Source organism: Yoonia sp. SWMV100 (genome assembly GCF_056108365.1).
In genome coordinates this window covers 164,361-185,296 of the sequence record NZ_JBWBAQ010000006.1, presented here as the reverse complement: position 1 = coordinate 185,296, position 20,936 = coordinate 164,361, and the positions used below count along the sequence as shown (strand labels likewise).

The window sequence follows — 20,936 nt, the reverse complement described above, 5'->3', positions numbered from 1 at the left end:
GTGGTTTCGTAAATCCCGATCAACCCTTCCACGCATCGCTTTACCAGTGAGAGCGTCGAGAGTATTCATTTATGTTATTACATGTTTTTCGCTCGGGCTGTCGACAAAAAGCACAAGATCACTCGACTGTGAGCGAAAACCTGCACAATTCGGCACGATTAACGCCAGATTCCGCCACATAAACACCTGCCTTAAGTTGATTGTGATTAATTTTTGACCATCTGGTCAGTCAACGCTGTCCGTATGTTTCAAGAATCGTAACATGATCCCTTTTTGGGCACGCACGGTTAGGTGAGCAACGGGAACGGGCTCTTCGCCTTCAACGGGAAAAAAGTGAAACTTCTTCGTAAGTTGTGCAATCAGGGTAACGCCCTCGATCATCGCGAAACCTGCCCCGGTGCAGACACGCGGCCCAGCCGAAAACGGCAGATAGGCATCGCGCGCACTGTCTTTTCCAGCGTCCGTTGACCAGCGACCGGGGTCAAAGGCATCAGGGTTCTGCCACAAACGGGTGTGGCGATGCAGATGCCATGGCGACAACACGACCTGTGCGCCGCGTCGGATGCGGCGTTTGCGGAACTCGGTTTCTGTCGCCGCCTCTCGGACCATCATCGGCACAGGCGGATATAGTCGTAACGCCTCGCGAAACACGTCGCGCGTCACCTTGAGCTGTGACAGATCCCCGAAATTTCCATTGAAACGTTGCGCCTCTGCTGCGACCTGCGCCTGCCATTCGGGGTAGCGCGCCAACAGGTACAACGTCCATGCCAACGCGGATGCGCTGGTTTCATGGCCTGCCAAAAAGAAGATCGCAACCTGATCCACCATTTCATCCAGATCAAAGCTGGCGCCAGTGACAGGATCGCGGGTGGTCATGATCTTGGTCGCCAAGTCATCAGGAGCAGCCCCAGATGCGATCAAGTCCAGTCGGTCTTGGGTCAATTGCTTAATCAAGGCCCGAATGGTGTTGGCGGTGTTGCGTGTGTCTGCGCGAAAAAACCGCGGCATCCAACGCGGCCCCGGTACAAAAGCCGCCAAATTCAAAATCGGTTGTGATCGTTGGTAAACCTTAAATTCATGAAACACTTTTTGGGCTGTCGCGTCCTCGATCGGCAACGAAAACAGGGTCCGAAAAATGACGTCCGCAGCGATGTGGCTGGTCAATTCCTCTATCTCATGCGGCACCATATCGGCCAAAGGGGTCAAGCGCGCGACTGCCGCCTCGCCCGCCGCCAAAATGCCCGGAAATGTGTCCCGAAGCCGCCCGCCTTCAAATGCCGGATCAATAATCCGGCGTTGACGCTTCCAGCGTTCACCATTGGTTAGAAAAACGCTGTCGCCCAACAACGGGCGCAGTCCGGCACCTATCCGATCGGATTTAGGGAAATCATCCGCCTGCGTTTTTAAAACCCGCGCGAGCAGCGCAGGGTCATTGACCAAATAGCTTCGAAAAAACGGCGTCCGAAATTCGGCCATCCACGCCCGGTATAACCTTGCGGGCTGTGCCGAAAGAATGTCGCGGCGAAACAAACGCATGTAGCGCCAAAGAGATACCTTATCAGGCCGCGCCGGCGGTTTGGGAGGCAAATCTGTCACTGTGGCATCACGGACGTAAATTTTGATGCGGCCACATCGATGCGCGATTTTGACGGCGCACGCTGCGCATAGCGATCATGCAGCGTGAGCGGGCCTGCGGTAATGGCAAAGTAGTCGTAATCCTTTGGTCGATCGAAGGCACAAAGATACTGAAAATGAAGACGGAAAAACCGCCACCGCAATGCTTTCCACCGCTCAGGCGACAGGGTTTGCGTGAAAGACGCAGAAATAACAAGCGGCCAGCGTTTGCCGAGTGGCGCGACACCCGTCACGCTTACCGGATCACACAGCGCAAAACAGCATCCGTCGCCGGGCGCGGTCACATCAACCCACGTGATCCGGTCTTGGGTCGATAGAAATGCCAAATCTGTGCGAAGCCGCCGTGCTTTTGGCAGAAATGACATCATCGGCACCACCTGACCAAGCGAAAGAAGCGCCAACCGCGGCCCGTCTACGGGGACCCGGCCACTGCGGATCAGATCAGCAAGGATGGATATCGCCAAATGTGCACCGGACGAATGACCGACGATCAAGACCTCGTCGACACGCCCCGTGAACGCCTTTGCAATTTCATCACCAAATTCCGTCATCCGCGCCTCAAGCGCAGGCGGGTTTGCACCCCAAAGCCGTGCGGAAAACGCATAGTCATGCATCAGATAGTAGGCGAAAAGCTTGTTATCTTTTGATTGAAACCATTTCAGAATGCACGCGGCGACACCCGCCCACAATACGAATTTGACGCACCATGCAAACCAGCCAATGATCGCGGCAACACCCGCAGACCCCGTCATCGCCGCGACCCACAGGCCAGCGCTGTGTACCAAACCGCCAACAAAGTGACCTATCTGAACCGCCAAAAAAAGCTGCAACAGCAGCATACCGACCGGATAAAGTGCGGCGATGATCGGCCCTTTGCGCATCCACATAAGCCGACGCAGCGTACCCGTACTGACATAGATCCACGCCGTTTGAATCAGCTGCAGATATGTCGCCAAGATTGATTGTGCCATGCTGTCGCGCACGATATCGGACCAAACAAGAACATCAACGCATGTGACCACATCGGTGCCATCGATATTTGCCTGCACGTTCCATCCGAATGTGTCACCGGCATCGCGCGCCTGAACCGCGATTTTATAACCGCTGACAAGCGCCTGCGCCTGACTTTCTGTCCGGTATAATTCGCGATAACGGCGCGGCGGAAATGGGTCATAGCCCGGAATATGAAACACCCGGCGCCGTGTGACCTGCTGTATCTTTTCGGTCATTGCTGTTCCCTGCTGCGTCCGCTTTCAGCAACCTAGCGGATCATGCAGCAAAACATAAGCCTTTAACCGATCGCAGCCAAGGCAGGAAAATGTTCAAGAAGCCAATAGCTTAGTGCGGAAAACTGGCCCGTCACCATCATCAGTCCGACCGTCCACAACAACAGACCAGAGGTACGTTCAATCTGCCCCAGATGCCGCTTCATCCATCCCATCACACCTTTCAGGCGCGGAAAGAAGGCTGCGACCAAAAGGAACGGGATGCCCAGCCCGATCGCGTAAACCATCAACAAAGCCGTGCCGCGCCCGATGCTGGCCTCTGACGCGGCCAAGCTCAGGATCGCGCCCAGGATCGGGCCAAGGCAGGGTGTCCACCCGAACGCAAAAGCAAGCCCTAGCAGATACGCACCAAACGCCGATCCACCGTGATCACCCGCATCAACACGCATTTCACGATCCAAAAATCCGATACGGAAAACTCCCACGAAATGCGCACCAAGAACCATCACAACAGCCCCGGCAACGGTGCTGAACCAATCCTGGTAGCCTAACAACGCGCGCCCGATCGTCGAAAATGCGAGGCCCAAAAGCACAAAAATCGTCGATAGCCCCAACACAAAAAACATCGCAGCAAACAAGACGCGGCGGCGGGCGTGGGACTGTGCCTCAAATTCGCTGACGGACACGCCACCCATATACGCAAGGTAAGGCGGCACAACAGGCAGCACACACGGGCTGAGGAACGACAACACGCCTGCCGCCAAAGCCACCAACATGGCTGGCAGCAATGCCGCATCAAAAATTGCCGTGGTTTCAAACATCTGAGGCCCTTTTTTGGCTTTTTCTAATACAGACTTAGCACAGGGTCACCTTGTGATTTCTCACAAGTTAGTGGACAGGATGAAACATCGGACATAATCAATACCCATGACACATAATGCTGATCTTGATGCACGTGGCCTGCTATGCCCCCTGCCCGTTCTTAAAGCCCGCAAGCGGCTGCAAACGTTACAATCCGGCCAAGTGTTGCGGATGATTGCAGATGATCCCGCCGCCATAATCGACGTACCACATTTCTGCGCTGAATCAGGGCACAGCCTGATCAGCACCGCAGAAGACGATACCGGTCAAATTTATCTCATCCGCAAAGCCTAAACGTAAAACGCCGCCCCCGAAGGAGCGGCGTATTTTTTTCTCGCTGACGCGATTAGCGGCTCAGCGACCACCAGCCGCGGCGTTTCGGTTTCGCGGCCTCTTCGTCAGCCGCTGCTGGCGCGGTTTCGACAGGCGCTACATCAACGGGCTTTGCGGTTTCGGCGACCACCACAGTTTCTGGCTGTGGCGTGGGTGCTGCCTCGACTACATCACGTGCAGGCTGCTCTGGGGTGGTATCACCACTTGTCGGCGTTGGCTCTGCAACAGAAGGCAGCTCTTGTGCGGCCTCAGCGACAGGTTCGGCGACTGGCTTTGGCTTTGCCCGGCTACGTGGTTTGCGCTTGGGCTTTTCGTCAGCCTCAACTGCGGGTTCTGCAACCGCGTCTGTCGCCGCGTCATCAGCAACAACTGGTTTTTTGCGAGCACGCGGCGCACGCTTTTTCGGTGCGGGCTTTTCGTCCGCACCCACGTCAGGGCTGGCTTCTTCGGTGACGGCTTCAGCCACGACTGGTGCCGCAGCAGCAGGCTTGCGCGAGCGAGACCGTGAAACGGTGCGCTTTGGCTTGTCTTCGGTGTCAGACGTCTCTGCGACAACCGGATCAGCAGGTTCTGCCGTAACATCGCCCTGCTCGTCCGCGTCATCAGTACCGTTTGTGTCGCTCTGACCGTTTTCACCATTGGCGCCCGAACGCCGTGGCCGCCGACGCCGCCGACGCTTGCGCTTTGGCTTGTCGTCAGGCTCACCGGTTTCCACAGCCGCAGTTTCAGTCACTTCGGTGGCTTCGATTTCTTCGACTTCGACCTCGTCAACGATATCGTCATCGTCGTCCATGATGACTGTCGTGGTGACCACAGGTGCCGCTTCCGGGACAACACGGGTCGCTGTCTTGAACTTTTCGATCACAAAGTCGGGCGATACCAACGTCGGATCACATTCGATGCGGACCGACATGCCGTAACGTGTTTCGACGTCGCCGATATGTTCACGTTTGCCGTTCATCAAGAAGTTGGCGATGGCAATCGGTGCCTTGACCAGAACCTCTTTTGAACGGCCACGCACACCCTCTTCTTCAAGCTGACGCAAGATCGACAGCGACACGTTGTCGTCAGAGCGCAGCAATCCCGTGCCGTGACAATGGGCACACATCTGTGTGGTCGCCTCGAGCATGCCCGGACGCAAACGCTGACGTGACATCTCCATCAGGCCGAAACCTGAAATCCGACCCACCTGAATGCGGGCGCGATCTGTCTTTAGCTTGTCCTTGAAACGCTTTTCGACGGCGGCGTTGTTCTTGCGCTCGTCCATATCGATAAAGTCGATGACGATCAGACCCGCCAAATCGCGCAGGCGCAATTGGCGTGCCACTTCGTCGGCCGCCTCAAGGTTGGTCTTGAGAGCGGTTTGTTCGATCGAACCCTCTTTGGTCGCCCGACCAGAGTTCACGTCGATCGCGACAAGCGCCTCGGTGATCCCAATGACGATGTAGCCGCCAGATGGCAGCTGAACCGTCGGGTTGAACATCCCGCCCAGATAGCCTTCGACCTGGTAGCGGGCATAAAGCGGCAATTGTTCGGTATAAAACTTCACGTTTTTTGCATGCGATGGCATGATCATTTTCATGAAGTCTTTGGCAGTCCGATAGCCCGCCTCGCCAGCGACGATGACCTCGTCGATATCTTTGGAATAAAGATCACGGATCGACCGTTTGATCAGGTCGCCTTCTTCGTAGATCTTTGCGGGGGCTACAGACTTCAACGTCAATTCGCGAATCTGTTCCCACATCCGCTGAAGATATTCATAGTCACGCTTGATTTCGGCCTTCGTACGCTGCGAACCAGCCGTACGAATGATCAATCCCGCACCTTCGGGTACGGTCATCTCGGCAGCGATTTCTTTCAGCTTTTTGCGGTCGACAATATTCGTGATCTTGCGGCTAATGCCACCACCGCGCGCCGTATTCGGCATCAAAACGCAATACCGACCAGCCAGTGAAAGGTAAGTCGTCAGTGCAGCGCCTTTGTTACCGCGTTCTTCTTTGACGACCTGAATCAACATCACCTGACGGACTTTGACCACTTCTTGGATCTTGTACCGCTTTGGACGTGGCTTGCGCACAGGGCGCACATCTTCACTGTCGTCCTCCTCGGCGACGCTTTCAATGCTGTCATCACCATCTACACCATCTGTATCGCCGTCATCGACGTCGTCTTCGTCGTGCGACGGGGTCTCGACCGGGGTTTCACCGACCAACACCATGGGCGAGCTACCCTCGTCGTCGTCGCCCAAATCGATGGTTTCCATACCCGCAATATCACCCGACGTTTCTTCTTCGGGGGTTTCTGATTCGGCTGTCAAAACCGCATCAGCACCTTCTATGGCAGCAGGTTTTGGGCGCGCACGGGTGCGGCGACGCTTGGGCTTTTCGTCTTCGGCCTCTGCCTCGGCTTTCAGGCTTTCTGCATAGGCTTTTTCTTCGGCCAGCAGGGCTTGGCGATCAGCAACCGGAATCTGGTAGTAGTCCGGGTGGATTTCCGAGAACGCCAAAAACCCGTGCCGATTTCCGCCGTAGTCCACGAACGCGGCCTGCAGCGATGGTTCGACGCGGGTTACCTTTGCAAGGTAGATGTTGCCAGCAACCTGGCGTTTGAATTGGCTTTCAAAATCAAATTCTTCGACTTTGTTGCCGTCCACAACAACTACGCGGGTTTCTTCCGCGTGCGTTGCATCGATAAGCATTTTTTTGGGCATATTTTCCGTTCGCACATGTCAAATCAGGCGCCCCAGGGGGTGCAGCCGAACGTGAGATGTGTCTGATTAAGGCGATCTGCGCGCGGGCAAATACCGGGCCCCTCAGGGCCACTGCATTCTTGCCTAGATCTGTCGCGCGTTGCATCGCGTTTCTTCTCCGACCCCGGCATAGATCCGAGGCCCATTCAGGGCCCGGTCGGCAAAGATGGCACGACCAGGGCGTTCTTCTGATCCCGTGGGATCAAATCAGCTGCGACAGATATGATGAGTATCAAACAGTGCAGAGAATCTCGATCGGACCTCGACGCGCAACCTTTGCGCGGGCGTCCGTAAAATATACATAGGATAGGTTGGTCACATTACACAAGTGGTTGTAGCGCACCGATACAAATAATTGAAATGATGCGGTTGTGTTTCCGTTTCATTAACACGTGTCGTGCTTGCGTCAGCAACGTTGATTGTTTTGCATGGCCCTGCCCGACCACGCGTAAATTCCAAATCTGAAGGCGTTCACCGATCTGACCGATCTTCACCAGCTCTCGCTTGAACAGGTGACAGACCTGTCGCCGCTGACCGATTCAAATATGATGTGGATATTGTATTTGCGCGGCGTTCCCGTGACTGATGATGGGCCGCTATCTTAGATAGACAGTCTTGAAGCGGTATTCACAGGACCAAACGAGGCCAACCTGGAACTGCACACCGGAACCGATGGTATTGCAGCATTTGTTGCCGTATCACGCTGATGCACAATGGGCGACCCTGTCAGGTCGCCCATGTTATCTTTATAGATAATCGGACCGCTGCAATCCGTATTTCGCCATTTTCTCGTTCAGCGTCCGGCGTGGCAGACACAATTCGTCCATTACGGATACGATCGACCCCCGATGCCGGCGCATGGTGTTATCGATCAACATGCGCTCGAACGCCTCGACAAACTCTTTCAGCGGCTTGCCTTCCGTGGTCATTGCCGGCTTCATTTCTTCGGTGTCCGCCATCAGCAAAGACGCGATCGACCCTGACCCACGGCGGTTTTGCAACACCGCACGTTCAGCAACATTGATCAGCTGACGCACGTTACCCGGCCAAGGTGCCTGCAACAGTTGGGCAGCCTCTTGGGCGCTTACTTCTGGCGCGTCGCAGCCGTATTCATCTGCGAACTGTTCACTCAAACGCGTGAACAGGGTCAGAATATCCTCGCCGCGCTGCCGCAGTGGCGGCACGGTGATGCGCAGCGCGGCAAGGCGGTAAAACAGATCAGGACGCAGGACGCTTTCACAGGTTTTATCCTGTTCTTGCAGATTACAGATCGCAACAATACGGGTTTCGGCAGGTGTTCCCTGCTCGTTGATCGCGGTCAGCAACCGTGCTTGCAGCGGATGTGTCAGCGCCTCGATATCCTCAAGAACCAGCGTTCCACCACGGGCTTCTTCGATCAACGGAATGGCCTCGTCATCGCGCGGCGGCCCAAAGATCACGCGCCCAAGGGTTTCTTCATCGTAGGCCGAACATGACAACAAAACGAACTTCTTGGAGGAACGTGCGCCCACCGCATGCAAGGCATGCGCCACGAGGGTTTTACCGGTGCCGGTTTCACCTTCGATCAGAACATGGCCATCGGCCTGACCAAGGTCCAGAATGTCTTCCTTAAGACGCTCCATCGGAGCAGATTGCCCAATCAGCTTTTTGATCAATGAACTGCCGTCAGACAGCTCTTTGCGCAGCGCGCGGTTATCAAGCGTCAAGCGACGCGCGACGGACGCCTTTTTGGCAAGCGCCGTCATCCGGTCGGGGTTGAACGGTTTTTCCAGAAAATCAAAAGCACCAACGCGCATCGCCTCGACCGCCATGGGGACATCGCCGTGGCCTGTGATCATGATCACAGGTAACGTGCTGTCCAAGGCTTTGATTTTTTTCAGAAACTGCATACCGTCCATGCCCGGCATACGCACATCAGTGACCACAATCCCCGGATAATCGGCACCAATCCCCTTGAGCGCGTCCTCGGCAGACGCAAATGTCTGCGTGTCAAACCCCGACAGGGTCAACCACTGGCTGATCGATTGCCGCATGTCTGTCTCGTCATCGACGATCGCAATTTTCATGGCCTTGTTCATCGTTCTCTCTTTCACTCCGCCGCAGCGACCTCTTGTTTCATCGTCGGAAGCTGGACCTCGAAGATGGCACCGCCATCCATGGCATTCCGCGCCGTTAGCCTGCCCCCGAGGTCATTTACAATGCCCGACGAAATCGCAAGCCCTAGCCCTGTCCCGTCACCCGGTTGTTTCGTTGTGTAGAATGGTTCGAACAGCTTATCGAGATCTTCGATACCTGCGCCGTTATCCCTAATCTGAAGACTGATTATATCACCAGCTACCAATAGGATTTCAACTGTCGGGTTATTCGCCCCCTTCGTTGCATCCAGCGCATTGCGCAACAAGTTCACAATCACTTGCTCTAGCCGCAACCGGTCGCCCAGTATCATGACCGGTTCGCTCGGGAGGGAGCGGATGATATTTACATCCCGAATTTTGAGCTGCGGTTCCATCATGGCAAGGGCGGTTGAAACCGCTGCACGGGTGTCCACAGGTTCAAATGCATCCGCGCCCTTGCGGGCATAGGATTTCAGCTGGCGGGTGATTGCGCCCATACGTTCAAGGAGATCGTCAATGCGTTGGAACGACGACATCGCCTCTTCGGGGCGTTCGCGCTGCAGCAAAAGCCGGGCCCCGGCGAGGTAGGTTTTCATTGCCGCCAACGGCTGATTGAGCTCGTGGCTCACCGCCGCTGACATCTCGCCCAAGGCTGCCAATTTAGACGACTGCGCGATTGTTTGTTCGGCCACTTGCAGCGTTTTTTCGACCTTTTCACGCTCGGCAATTTCCCGCTGCAAGCGTCGGTTCAATGCCCGTAACTCTGCAGATTCGCGTTGAAAGGACAGCAGACGCGAGGCCGTTTTGCGCGACATGAACCAAAACATGACCGCCAAGAGAATCGCAAACGCCATCATCTCGAGAGCCAAAATGCCGTTCACGCGTTCGCGCACAGATGCGTAACCCGTATAGCTGACCATCTTCCAGCCTTGATGCGGCACACGCGCCTCGCGACGTAGCACCGCCTCGCCGCGCAAATAAGCGTCAGCAGGCAAGCCCGCCAAGCCATGCAGCGACCGCCGCAACCGATCAAGCAGGCTCTCGCCACTGTCAGTGCGCAATGCACCGGCTTCGTCCAACCCGCGCCAGACCGGTTCCGACGCCATGATAATTTCGCCTTGGCTGTCAACGACAAGAACCGCTTCGGTGCCGCCAACCCAACTGGCCTCAAGAAGCGCCGAACTTACCTTAACCACCACAACGCCGAATGTTCCCGCCGCAAGGTCAATCCGGCGGGAAAATACGAATGCGTATGTCCCATCGGGATCACGCACCCGCGTATAGGCTGTGACCCCCGCCGAATGCGCCGCAGTGAAATAGGCGGCATCGCTATGCACTTCGCCCACTTTGCCACCGTCAGACGCGGCAACCACATTCCCGCCCCGGTCAAGCAAAAGCAAAGAGGCCGCACCGATCTCTTCGGCGACGGACGTCAAATGCGCTGAGGTCTGCGTGTAGTCGCGGGTTTCAAGCGCAAGGATCAAACCCGGATCGCGCGCAAGCAACTGCGGAACAACTGAATTTCGCTGCAACTCGCTCGTTAAATTGGTGACGTAAAGCGCAAGGCGCACCTCAGAGCGCCCGCTGATCGTTTCCGTAAAGCGTTTGGTCAGAAACTGGTTTGAAACGTAGACGACGATCAACGCAAACAGGCACACAAACGTAATCGAAAGCCGAAGCATCCAACTACCCTTCCCGCGCCGTCCGTTTTGTCTTGCGTTTGTCAGCATGCGGTAAGTCTATTGCTGTCCAACCGAGACAGCAAGGACACTGCTTAAGCTTGAACCAGTTCGCTCAATAATCCGCGAAAAAGCGCCTGCCCATCCGTGCCGCCATGACCCGCATCAACGGCCCGCTCTGGATGCGGCATCATACCCAAGACACGGCGGTTATCAGACAAAACACCCGCAATATTGTTGATGGACCCGTTCAGATTTTCGACATAGCGGAAAGCCACGCGATCATCATCTTCGATCTGCGCCAGCGTGTCAGCATCAACGGTATAATTTCCATCGTGATGCGCAACCGGCAAGGCAACAATGTCGCCAGCCTGATAGCCGGATGTAAATGCGCTTTGCGATGTTTCCACTGTCAAATCAACGGTTTTGCAGATGAACTTAAGGTTCGAATTGCGCATCAACGCGCCTGGAAGCAACCCGGTTTCCGTCAACACCTGAAACCCGTTGCAGACCCCCAAGACGTAGCCACCGCGGTTGGCGTGCGCGACAACGGCATGGCAAATCGGCGACTGCGCCGCGATCGCACCGCAACGCAGGTAGTCCCCGAACGAAAAACCGCCAGGAATTGCGACCAGATCAACATTGTCAGGCAATGTCGCGTCCTTGTGCCAAACCATACTAACATCGGCACCCGCTGCCGACAATGCGACAGCCATATCGCGGTCACAGTTCGACCCTGGAAAAACGATAACAGCAGCGCGCATCAAAGCACCTCGATCCGGTAGCTTTCGATCACCGTATTCGCAAGAAGCTTGTCGCACATCTCGACGATGGTCGCCTCAGAGGTGCCATCAACCAGATCAAGCTCGATCAGCTTCCCCTGTCGGACGCCGTTGACGCCCTCAAATCCAAGACTTCCCAAGGCGTGCCGAACGGCCTCACCTTGGGGATCCAGAACGCCGTTCTTCAACATGACATATACGCGGGCTTTCATCAGTGATTTTCCCTGTCTCGCTTTGTTTCAAATACTCAAACAATCAACGTCAGTTGATCAGTGTTGGCTTGGGTCGGTGGGTCACATTGGACGGCATAACACCAAGGCGGCGCGCCACTTCGGTGTAGGCATCCGTTAGGCTGCCCAAATCACGGCGGAACACGTCCTTGTCAAGTTTTTGACCCGTTTCAATGTCCCACAAACGGCAGCTATCCGGACTAATTTCGTCGGCAAGAAGAAGTCGCGGGAATTCGTTATCCCAGACACGCCCCATCTCGATCTTGAAATCAATCAGCTTGATACCAACGCCATACATGACGCCGGACATCCAATCGTTCACGCGCAACGCGAGACTGATGATATCATCAAGGTCTTGCTGGCTGGCCCAGCCAAAAGCGATGATATATTCTTCGGGGACCAATGGGTCACCCAACGCGTCGTCTTTATATGAAAACTCGACGATAGGCCGTGGTAGCGGTGTGCCCTCTTCCATGCCTAGACGTTTTGCCATCGATCCTGCGGCAAAGTTGCGCACGATCACTTCAAGCGGAATAATCTCGACCTGACGGATCAACTGCTCGCGCATGTTCAGCCGCTTAATGAAATGCGTCGGAATCCCGATCTGGCTCAGGCCGGTCATAAAAAACTCTGACAGGCGGTTATTCAGCACGCCTTTGCCCTCAAAAACGGCTTTCTTTTCCGCGTTGAAAGCGGTCGCATCGTCTTTAAAATATTGGACAAGCGTCCCTGGCTCTGGACCTTCATACAAGATCTTCGCCTTACCTTCGTAAATCTTTTTACGGCGTGCCATGCTCACCTCGTCACTTCGTGCGCCTGCCCGCCTTGGGCCGCGTCATACCGCGTCATAGTGCAAGCACACCTTGCGGGCAAGCACCCGCACACCCATATCATGCAGATCGGTTCCCCTAATTCACGAGGTTTCCAATGACCACACTGAAAGACCGCGAACGCGCCTTCGAGGCGAAATTTGCCCATGATACACAAATGCAATTTAACGCAATGTCCCGCCGCAATCGCCTGCTTGGCCTCTGGGCGGCGCAGGTGTTAGGAAAATCTGACCAAGATGCAGAACTCTATGCCAATCATATCGTCAGCATGGATATTCACCCGCATACGCCAAATGCGGTCGAACAGGCACTGATCGACGATTTGGCTGACTATGCTGAACCGCGCGAAATTCGTGCCCAAATGGAAAACCTCTTGCAGACCGCAAAATCCGAACTTCTTGCGGAAAGCTATGATAGGTGACTTTGCGTCGGCACGCGCGCGCAGGATAGCGCGGCCTTCTTGATGCCCTGATACGCCGATCTTTTCAGTCGGAGTTTTTGTGTTTCAAGCGATGTCTGTCGAGATCAAGGTTTTTCACTTGGTGCGGGGCGGTCAGCTGGCCACATGTGATCGCACTGGATTTTGCGTGAATGTTGGCCGCCTCAAGCTAGGGCGTATCGGTGAAATTCACGGCTTTGCTTGCGGCGTATGTAATGGCCCTGGGCGCGGGATTGCTGGCCCGCACGCCTGCCGGCGTGGGCGCATTTGATCTGCCGCTGATCGCGATCCTTCATGGTCACCAACAGCTTGGCGTCGCGCTAATCGTGTGTCGCTGCATTTACGATCTGATCCCGCCGGGCATGGCTTTGCTTGCGATCGTAGCACAGCCCCCGCAGCCGCACGCCGCGCGTGGTTCTGAACAAATAGCGTTTGCCAGTCCAACTGGCACGATTTCACGAATCAACGAACAAAGCAGGCTGGCCGAAGATTTACCATTTTCAACGGGGCGTTTATTTTTTTTGATGCGCTGTCAGATCAACATCTGTGTGTGCTAGCTCAGCTCAGCACAAGCAGATGTTGGGTTTTGGTCGCGCCATTACCAGCGACACGGACTGGCATCTGCATTTGATCCGCAGCGACGCCACGGTCTGATACAGTTCAACCGCAGCTTTTCGCCCGTTTGGCTGCCGTGCGATCATGCGGCACCAGACCGCGCTGTCTTTTATGTCGGCGGCGCACCGTCTACCGCCTCCTTGCCAATCGTCCATCATTGGCGGCGTATTTGACCCGGATATGTGCTTTAGAATTGAAGTTTCCCCTAAGACGTGACAAGCGAGACACGCGACGCAACAGGAGCCCAGACAAATCATGACCGACGTCCTTTCAGAACTACTCGCCAGCCGCGACTGGTTAATGGCTGATGGTGCCACTGGCACGAACCTGTTTAATATGGGGTTGATGTCCGGCGATGCGCCCGAAATGTGGAACGTCGATGAACCTGCAAAGATCAAAGCGTTGTACAAAGGTGCCGCCGACGCGGGTAGCGACATCTTTTTGACCAACAGCTTTGGGGCAAACGCGTCACGCTTGAAACTACACGGTGCCGAAGGCCGCGTGCTCGAGCTAAACAAAGCTGCCGCTGAACTGGGTCGTGAAATTGCGGATGCTTCGGGTCGCAAAATCGTTGTGGCCGGTTCCGTGGGACCAACCGGCGAAATCATGGAGCCAATGGGCAGCCTGACGCATGCACGCGCCGTGGAAATGTTCCACGAACAGGCCGAAGGCCTGAAAGCTGGCGGCGCGGACGTGCTTTGGGTTGAAACCATCAGTGCCGCAGAAGAATTCGTCGCCGCAGCCGAAGCGTTTGCCATGGCCGATATGCCGTGGTGCGGCACCATGAGCTTTGACACCGCTGGACGCACAATGATGGGTCTGACCTCGGCGGATTTGGTCAAACGCGTGAATAAAATCACAAACCAACCTTTGGCATTCGGCGCGAACTGCGGCGTTGGTGCATCAGATTTGCTCCGCACCATCCTTGGCTTTTCAGCGGCTGGTCCGACAGCCCCGATTATCGCAAAAGGCAATGCAGGCATCCCGAAATACCACGACGGGCACATCCACTATGATGGCACGCCTGAATTGATGGGTGATTATGCTGTACTGGCCCGCGATTGCGGCGCGACAATCATTGGTGGCTGTTGTGGCACAACGCCCGAACACCTGCGCGCCATGCGCGAGGCGTTGGAAACGCGTCCGCGCGGCGACCGCCCCACACTGGAACAAATTTCCGAAGCGCTGGGTGGTTTTTCATCGGCGTCTGACGGCACTGATGGTGCCGGCCCAGAGGCTGCACCCCGCCGCGGACGTCGCAAAAAAGCTTAAAGCAGTGAAAGCTGGTCCCCGCGCTGCGGGGGCCGTGCAAACAGGTCCGTGCGCAATTGCGGCATCGGTCTATCCAAACCCAGCCTGCGCACCGTCAGTTTAAACCGCTGCCGCATCAATTCCGCCCACTTCCCCTGCCCGGTCATACGTTTCCCGAATGCCGGGTCGTAGGTCAGGCCACCGTGTAATTCGCGCACGCGCCCCATCACGCGCGCGGCGCGGTCCGGGTAGTAGGTCACCAACCACTCTTCAAACAATGTTGCGACCTCCCTTGGTAGCCGCAACATGATTGACGATGCCGCGACCGCACCGGCATTTGCCGCAGCCGTCAGAATTGCTTCCAATTCGTGATCTGTCAGCGCGGGCACTACGGGCGACACCATTACCCGCACTGGAATCCCCGCCTGCGTCAGCTGGGAAATGACGCGCAGCCGCGCTGCGGGCAGCGGCACACGTGGCTCGAGTGCCCTTGACGTGCGCGGGTCCAGCGTGGTCACTGAAATCCCCACGCGCACCAACCCCTTTGCGGCCATCGGCGCCAGAATATCGATGTCACGCAAGATCAATGTGCCTTTGGTGACGATGGCAACCGGATGATTGAACTCAGAAAGCACCGCCAAAATATCACGCATAATCATGCGCGTCTTTTCAATCGGTTGGTACGGATCTGTATTGGTGCCAATCGCGATCGGTGCGGGCACGTAGCGCAGATTTGACAGTTCTTTGCGCAGTTGCGCAGCCGCATTTGGCCGCGCAATCAGTTTGGTTTCGAAATCAAGCCCGGGAGACAGCCCTAAAAATGCATGGCTCGGGCGCGCAAAGCAATAAATGCAGCCATGTTCGCAGCCCCGGTAAGGGTTAATCGACCGATCAAACGGTAAATCAGGCGACGTATTACGCGTGATCACCTTGCGCGCGCGCTCTTCGGTGACTTCGGTACGCAGTACGGGCAAATCATCGTCTTGATACCACCCATCGTCCTGCGCCGTTACCGTAAAGCGGTCAAAGCGCACATCCGGGTTCGACGTTGCCGCCCGCCCCGGTGTTCTGTGCTGTGGTCTGGCATTATCATCATACATTGCATGAAATTAGAACAAAGAAAGAACATTCGCAAGCACTGGTCGGGATTGAATTTTTGAGTGTCGCAATTCACTGGCTGGCCAAATCAATAAAGGCGCATTACGAAAGGACAAACGCAAAGAGGTGCCAAATGTCCGACCAAGAAGATGACATCATCCTGTCCGAACTGAACGACGAAGATCTGGTCGCGCAGATGTTTGACGACCTATACGACGGCATGCGTGAAGAGATTGAAGAAGGCGTCAATATTCTGATCGCGCGTGGTTGGACACCTTACAAAGTGCTGACAGAAGCGCTTGTTGGTGGCATGACCATCGTGGGCCATGATTTCCGCGACGGTATTTTGTTCGTGCCAGAGGTTCTGCTGGCCGCAAACGCGATGAAAGGTGGCATGGCCATCCTGAAGCCATTGCTGATTGCGACGGGTGCGCCGCGCGTTGGGAAAATGGTGATCGGCACCGTCAAAGGCGATATTCACGACATTGGCAAAAATCTGGTAGCCATGATGATGGAAGGCGCAGGGTTCGAGGTCGTTGATCTGGGCATCAACAACGCTGTCGAAGCATATCTTGACGCGATCGAAACAGAGCAACCCGACATTCTGGGTATGTCAGCACTGCTGACGACAACCATGCCGTACATGAAGGTCGTGATTGATACGCTGATCGAAAAAGGCATGCGCGATGATTATATCGTGCTGGTCGGTGGCGCCCCGCTAAACGAAGAGTTCAGCAAAGCCATTGGCGCAGACGCCTATTGTCGCGACGCCGCCGTGGCCGTTGAGACCGCAAAAACACTGGTTGCGCGCAAGCATAATCAGGCAAACGCCTAACGCTGTCGTTGCATTTGCGCGGTCTCTTCCCATATGAGATTAAAGGAGACCGCCATGCCATTTAAAACATTCGCTATTTTGGTCGGCAGTGTGATCATCGCCGCGGCCGTCACCGTGTGGATCGCCAGCAATCTGGGTGCGCCGGTTTCGGTTGGCGTGCTTGGGCTTTTTGCTATTTGCGCCGTCCTTGTCCTACGGATCAACCGAACAGATGACAACTGATACGACTTTGACCGAAGACGGGCTTGCGCCGCGCGGCGAAGGTGCGGTGTTGCTGATCGCTTGTGGTGCGCTTGCGCGCGAAATCCTGGCATTAAAGGCGGCCAATGGCTGGGACCATCTTGATTTACAGTGCCTACCCGCAATTTTGCACAGCCGCCCCGAAAGAATTGTGCCCGCAGTACGCGATGCCGTCGCACGAAATAGGGACAATTATGACGATGTGTTTGTGGTTTATGCCGACTGCGGGACCGGCGGCCAATTACAAACGGCTTGTGACGACATGGGCGTCCAGATGATCGCCGGGCCACATTGCTATTCCTTCTTTGAAGGCAATGACGTGTTTGCGGCCCGCGACGAATGTACCGCCTTTTACCTGACGGATTTCTTGGTCCGCCAATTCGATGCCTTTGTGTGGAAACCGCTTGGGTTGGACCGACACCCTGCCCTGCGCGACATGTATTTCGGCAACTATGAAAAATTGGTCTACCAAGCACAGACCGATGATCCCGATCTGACACAAAAAGCACAGGACTGCGCCAGTCGGCTGGGCCTTGCGTTTGAGCGTCGATTTACCGGATACGGCGACTTAACCCACACGCTTGGCGGAATTAAGCGGCCTTAGCTGTCTGCTGGATGCGTTCAACCATCGCACGCAGACCGTTTGATCGCTGAGACGACAGGTGGTCATTCAGACCCAAACGCGCCAGTTCTGCGGCAGCGTCGATCTTGATGACCTCGGCGACGGGCTGCCCGTTATAAAGCGTCAGCAGAATCGCGATCAGCCCTTGGACGATCATCGCGTCGCTTGCGCCGCGAAAGGTGAACACGCCGTCGTTGATTTGGGGGACCAGCCAAACTTGGCTTGCGCAACCATCCACTTTTGTCGCGGGCACACGCAACGCGTCGTCCAACGGTTCCATGGCGCGGCCCATGTCGATCACATGGCGATACCGGTCCTCCCAATCATCAAGGAATTCGAACGTTTCGACCAAATCTTCAAACGCTGGGTTCGCCATTTCTATCACCTTATGTCGGTATCAAAGCGGGACGGTCACGACCTTCTGGCCTTTGACCGCAAGACCGACCTTGCCTTCGCACAATAACAACGCATCGTTGCCAAACACCTCGCGGCGCCAGCCTTTGAGCGCCGGAACATTCCGTTCGCCGCCAGCCAACGCATCCAGATCAGCAGAGGATGCAATCAGTTTGGGCGCAACACCTTCCTGATCAGTTTTCGCCTTCAACAGCACGCGCAGCATATCGGCCAATGCCGGGTTCACCTGCAATGTCGCGCGCGGATTATCGACGCGCGGCATATCCTCTGGCTTGACGGCAAGCCCAACTTGCACGCTTTTCAAGATACCATTGGCAATGTCACCCTTGCGGGCCTCGCGCAGCAACAAACGGGACCGCCCCAGATCTTGCTCGTTCTGGGGTTTGGTCGACGCCAGTTCGATCAAGGCGTCGTCTTTGTAGACCCGGCTACGTGGCACGTCGCGTTCTTGGGCGTAGGTTTCGCGAAAACGGGCCAATTCGCGCAAAATCGCCATGAACTTTCCGGATTGTGTCCGCGTTTTCACGCGCTTCCACGCCTCGTCCGGGTCGGATTCATACGTTGCCGGATCCTTTAGGACAGCCATTTCTTCGGCTACCCATTTTTTGCGGCCCGACTTTTCCAATTCGGCCGCAAGAAATTCGTAAATATCGCGCAGATAGGTCACATCACCCAATGCATACGTCGCCTGCGCATCCGTCAGCGGACGGCGCGACCAATCAGTAAAGCGCGACGATTTATCCAGATCCGATTTGCAAATCTTGCGTACCAAGGTCTCGTAACCGACCTGTTCGCCAAAGCCACACACCATTGCCGCAACCTGCGTATCGAACAACGGTTCTGGAATAACGCCGGCGTCGACATGAAAAATTTCGAGGTCTTGCCGCGCAGCATGAAATACTTTGACCACACCGACATCGCGAAACAGATCATAAAGCGGTTCAAGCGACAGACCTTCGGCCAGCGGATCAACCAATACTGCGTCTGCGCCTTGCTCACTTTGAAACGCAAGCTGCACAAGGCAAAGCTTGGAATAATAGGTGCGCTCTCGCAAAAACTCGGTATCGACGGTGACATAAGGATGTTTCGCCGCCTCTGTGCAAAAGGCCGCCAAATCTGTCGTCGTCGTAATCGTTTTCATGCGTATTCCGTCAATCGTACTAAACTGATGTGTCCTGATACAGCTTGATAGGCGATTGGCACGCCATTGGAAAGGTCAGCCGTGCAAGGTGACCGGAGTACGGTCCCCAATGGCGTAACGTCGCAGCACGGTCGGGTATAATTCATGTTCAAGTGGCAGCAATCTTGCCGCGAGCGTTTCGGGTGTATCTTCCGCGGAAATGGCGATCTTGGCCTGCCCCAAAATCGGCCCCCCATCCAGCTCGGCGGTCACTTCGTGGACACTGCACCCATGTTCTGCGTCACCTGCCTCTAGGGCGCGGGCATGGGTGTGCAATCCCTTGTATTTCGGCAAAAGCGAGGGATGGATATTCAGCATCCGCCCTTCCCATGCGCGCGTAAACTCAGGCGTCAAAATCCGCATAAAACCAGCCAAACAAATAATATCGGGCTTCGCGAGTACGAGGGCTTTTTGCAACGCCTCCTCGAATGCGGCACGGTCTTTGCCAAACGGTTTGTGATCGACAGCAAATGTGGGAACATTCAGCGCGCGCGCCTTGGCTAAACCCGCGGCGTCGGGATCGTTCGACAGCACCAACACTGCACGCGCAGGGTGATCACCCGCCATATCGTTGACCAGCGACACCATGTTGGAACCGCCACCCGAGATCAGGATCGCAACGCGTTTGGTCACAAAAGCGCGCCTGTATAGCGTACACCAGCACCTTTGGTCACAGTCCCCAGCCGATGCACAGTCTCGCCTGCGTCTGCCAACAATGCTGACAGCGCGTCAGCCGCAGCAGCATCCACAGCCAAAACCATCCCGATTCCCGCATTGAATGTTTTCAGCAGCTCTGCCTCGGCCATCCCACCGGTTTCAGCCAGCCAACGGAATACGGGCGGAAGCGTCCAAGACGCCAAATCAATGGTCGCGCCCAAATCGTCAGGCAGGACGCGCGGCAGGTTTTCAGTAAGGCCACCGCCGGTGATATGGGCCAGCGCATGCACACCCCCTGCCCGCACAGCCGCCAGCGCAGGCTTTACATAAAGGCGGGTCGGCGCAAGCAGTGCCGCGCCAAGCGTGTCGTCGGCAAACGGTGCCGGATCATCCCAAGACAAGCCGGACAGCGCAACAACCCGACGAACGAGCGAATACCCGTTTGAATGCACACCATCAGAGGCAAGGCCCAACAACACATCGCCCTCAGCAACGCCAGCGGGCAAATCGGCCCCCCGTTCCATCGCGCCAACAGCAAAGCCCGCAAGATCAAAATCGCCATCGTGATACATGCCCGGCATTTCCGCCGTTTCACCACCGATCAACGCGCAACCCGACGCTTCACACCCGGCGGCAATACCTTCGATAATACGGGTCGCCGCATCCAGTTCCAGCTTACCAGTGGCGAAGTAGTCCAAGAAAAACAGTGGCTCGGCACCCTGACACACCAGATCATTCACGCACATCGCAACCAGATCGATCCCGATCGTGTCGACGTTGCCTGTATCGATTGCGATCCGCAGCTTGGTGCCCACACCGTCTGTCGCCGCGACAAGGATCGGGTCGTTATACCCCGCACCTTTCAGATCGAATAGCGCGCCAAACCCGCCCAATCCGGCCATGACACCCGGACGCGCTGTGCGCTTTGCTGCAGGTTTGATCCGCTCAACAAGCGCATTGCCTGCGTCAATATCCACCCCAGCGTCTGCATAGGTAAGGCCGTTCTTGGTCATCGGGACACCCCATTTTATGTTGCAAATGCGATAGCCCAACCCCTGCGATTGCGCAACGGACAGCAGAGAAAAATAGCCAAATAAATAATCTATAGTTACGATTTGTTAATCGATTAAATGGTATCCGGAAAAC

The 20,936-nt window shown here is 55.7% G+C and carries 21 protein-coding genes; 7 read left to right on the top strand and 14 right to left on the bottom strand.

Annotated elements, in window-relative coordinates:
- Positions 1-225: 225 nt before the first annotated feature.
- From ACXJGX_RS14185 to ACXJGX_RS14175, 3 genes are all read right to left on the bottom strand, one after another.
- Entirely contained in the window at positions 226-1,596 is a 1,371-nt protein-coding gene (locus ACXJGX_RS14185; protein WP_474782796.1) for a cytochrome P450, read from the bottom strand.
- Positions 1,593-2,864, bottom strand: a complete 1,272-nt coding sequence (locus ACXJGX_RS14180) for a hypothetical protein (protein WP_474782794.1) — start codon at positions 2,862-2,864, stop codon at positions 1,593-1,595. Before ACXJGX_RS14180 ends, ACXJGX_RS14185 begins: the two co-directional genes overlap by 4 nt.
- Before the next feature lie 62 nt (positions 2,865-2,926).
- On the bottom strand, positions 2,927-3,682 hold the full coding sequence (locus tag ACXJGX_RS14175; RefSeq protein ID WP_474782792.1) for a cytochrome c biogenesis CcdA family protein: 756 nt from the start codon (positions 3,680-3,682) through the stop codon (positions 2,927-2,929).
- 106 nt (positions 3,683-3,788) lie between these two features.
- Between ACXJGX_RS14175 and ACXJGX_RS14170 the strand changes: the two genes are divergently transcribed.
- Entirely contained in the window at positions 3,789-4,016 is a 228-nt protein-coding gene (locus tag ACXJGX_RS14170) for a sulfurtransferase TusA family protein (protein ID WP_474782790.1), read from the top strand.
- Positions 4,017-4,068: 52 nt separating this feature from the next.
- Here ACXJGX_RS14170 and ACXJGX_RS14165 read toward each other — a convergent pair whose 3' ends face one another.
- The 6 genes from ACXJGX_RS14165 to purC form a co-directional block, all read right to left on the bottom strand.
- Positions 4,069-6,765, bottom strand: coding sequence for an Rne/Rng family ribonuclease (locus ACXJGX_RS14165; RefSeq protein ID WP_474782788.1), 2,697 nt, complete (start codon positions 6,763-6,765; stop codon positions 4,069-4,071).
- Positions 6,766-7,550: 785 nt separating this feature from the next.
- Positions 7,551-8,882, bottom strand: coding sequence for a sigma-54-dependent transcriptional regulator (locus ACXJGX_RS14160; RefSeq protein ID WP_474782786.1), 1,332 nt, complete (start codon positions 8,880-8,882; stop codon positions 7,551-7,553).
- Positions 8,883-8,893: 11 nt separating this feature from the next.
- On the bottom strand, positions 8,894-10,600 hold the full coding sequence (locus ACXJGX_RS14155; RefSeq protein WP_474782784.1) for a sensor histidine kinase: 1,707 nt from the start codon (positions 10,598-10,600) through the stop codon (positions 8,894-8,896).
- 92 nt (positions 10,601-10,692) lie between these two features.
- The gene (gene purQ, locus ACXJGX_RS14150; RefSeq protein ID WP_474782782.1) at positions 10,693-11,361 is read right to left on the bottom strand and encodes a phosphoribosylformylglycinamidine synthase subunit PurQ; all 669 of its coding nucleotides are present in this window, start codon (positions 11,359-11,361) and stop codon (positions 10,693-10,695) included.
- Positions 11,361-11,591: a phosphoribosylformylglycinamidine synthase subunit PurS gene (purS, locus tag ACXJGX_RS14145; RefSeq protein WP_474782780.1), complete on the bottom strand. Its 231-nt coding sequence runs from the start codon at positions 11,589-11,591 to the stop codon at positions 11,361-11,363. Before purS ends, purQ begins: the two co-directional genes overlap by 1 nt.
- 49 nt (positions 11,592-11,640) lie before the next feature.
- Positions 11,641-12,402, bottom strand: coding sequence for a phosphoribosylaminoimidazolesuccinocarboxamide synthase (gene purC / locus ACXJGX_RS14140; protein ID WP_474782778.1), 762 nt, complete (start codon positions 12,400-12,402; stop codon positions 11,641-11,643).
- 134 nt (positions 12,403-12,536) lie between these two features.
- Here purC and ACXJGX_RS14135 point away from each other — a divergent pair, with 134 nt between their 5' ends.
- The 3 genes from ACXJGX_RS14135 to bmt all read left to right on the top strand — a co-directional run bounded on the left by ACXJGX_RS14135 (position 12,537) and on the right by bmt (position 14,765).
- Positions 12,537-12,860, top strand: a complete 324-nt coding sequence (locus tag ACXJGX_RS14135) for a DUF1476 domain-containing protein (protein ID WP_474782776.1) — start codon at positions 12,537-12,539, stop codon at positions 12,858-12,860.
- 200 nt (positions 12,861-13,060) lie between these two features.
- Positions 13,061-13,435, top strand: coding sequence for a hypothetical protein (locus ACXJGX_RS14130; protein WP_474782774.1), 375 nt, complete (start codon positions 13,061-13,063; stop codon positions 13,433-13,435).
- A 313-nt stretch (positions 13,436-13,748) separates the two neighbouring features.
- Entirely contained in the window at positions 13,749-14,765 is a 1,017-nt protein-coding gene (gene bmt / locus ACXJGX_RS14125) for a betaine--homocysteine S-methyltransferase (RefSeq protein WP_474782772.1), read from the top strand.
- Here the strand turns inward: bmt and ACXJGX_RS14120 are convergent.
- Positions 14,762-15,844, bottom strand: a complete 1,083-nt coding sequence (locus ACXJGX_RS14120; protein WP_474782770.1) for a PA0069 family radical SAM protein — start codon at positions 15,842-15,844, stop codon at positions 14,762-14,764. The genes bmt and ACXJGX_RS14120 overlap by 4 nt on opposite strands.
- Positions 15,845-15,975: 131 nt before the next feature.
- Between ACXJGX_RS14120 and ACXJGX_RS14115 the strand changes: the two genes are divergently transcribed.
- Genes ACXJGX_RS14115 through ACXJGX_RS14105 form a run of 3 tightly spaced genes read left to right on the top strand, consistent with a single transcriptional unit; the run spans position 15,976 to position 17,521 of the window.
- On the top strand, positions 15,976-16,677 hold the full coding sequence (locus ACXJGX_RS14115) for a corrinoid protein (protein WP_474782768.1): 702 nt from the start codon (positions 15,976-15,978) through the stop codon (positions 16,675-16,677).
- A 54-nt stretch (positions 16,678-16,731) separates the two neighbouring features.
- Entirely contained in the window at positions 16,732-16,899 is a 168-nt protein-coding gene (locus ACXJGX_RS14110) for a hypothetical protein (RefSeq protein ID WP_474782766.1), read from the top strand.
- Positions 16,889-17,521, top strand: coding sequence for a DUF1638 domain-containing protein (locus ACXJGX_RS14105; protein WP_474782765.1), 633 nt, complete (start codon positions 16,889-16,891; stop codon positions 17,519-17,521). Before ACXJGX_RS14110 ends, ACXJGX_RS14105 begins: the two co-directional genes overlap by 11 nt.
- Here ACXJGX_RS14105 and ACXJGX_RS14100 read toward each other — a convergent pair.
- The 4 genes from ACXJGX_RS14100 to purM all read right to left on the bottom strand — a co-directional run bounded on the left by ACXJGX_RS14100 (position 17,508) and on the right by purM (position 20,803).
- Positions 17,508-17,915 carry a SufE family protein gene (locus tag ACXJGX_RS14100; RefSeq protein WP_474782763.1) on the bottom strand — a complete coding sequence of 136 codons (408 nt, stop codon included), beginning with the start codon at positions 17,913-17,915 and terminating at the stop codon, positions 17,508-17,510. The two genes, ACXJGX_RS14105 and ACXJGX_RS14100, sit on opposite strands and share 14 nt — an antisense overlap.
- 21 nt (positions 17,916-17,936) lie before the next feature.
- A complete protein-coding gene (rnd, locus tag ACXJGX_RS14095; RefSeq protein ID WP_474782761.1) occupies positions 17,937-19,094 on the bottom strand; it encodes a ribonuclease D in 1,158 nt (385 codons plus the stop codon).
- Positions 19,095-19,169: 75 nt separating this feature from the next.
- Positions 19,170-19,766: a phosphoribosylglycinamide formyltransferase gene (purN, locus tag ACXJGX_RS14090; protein WP_474782759.1), complete on the bottom strand. Its 597-nt coding sequence runs from the start codon at positions 19,764-19,766 to the stop codon at positions 19,170-19,172.
- Complete coding sequence (purM, locus tag ACXJGX_RS14085) at positions 19,763-20,803, bottom strand: phosphoribosylformylglycinamidine cyclo-ligase (protein WP_474782757.1); 1,041 nt, start codon at positions 20,801-20,803, stop codon at positions 19,763-19,765. Before purM ends, purN begins: the two co-directional genes overlap by 4 nt.
- Between the last annotated feature and the right edge of the window lie 133 nt (positions 20,804-20,936).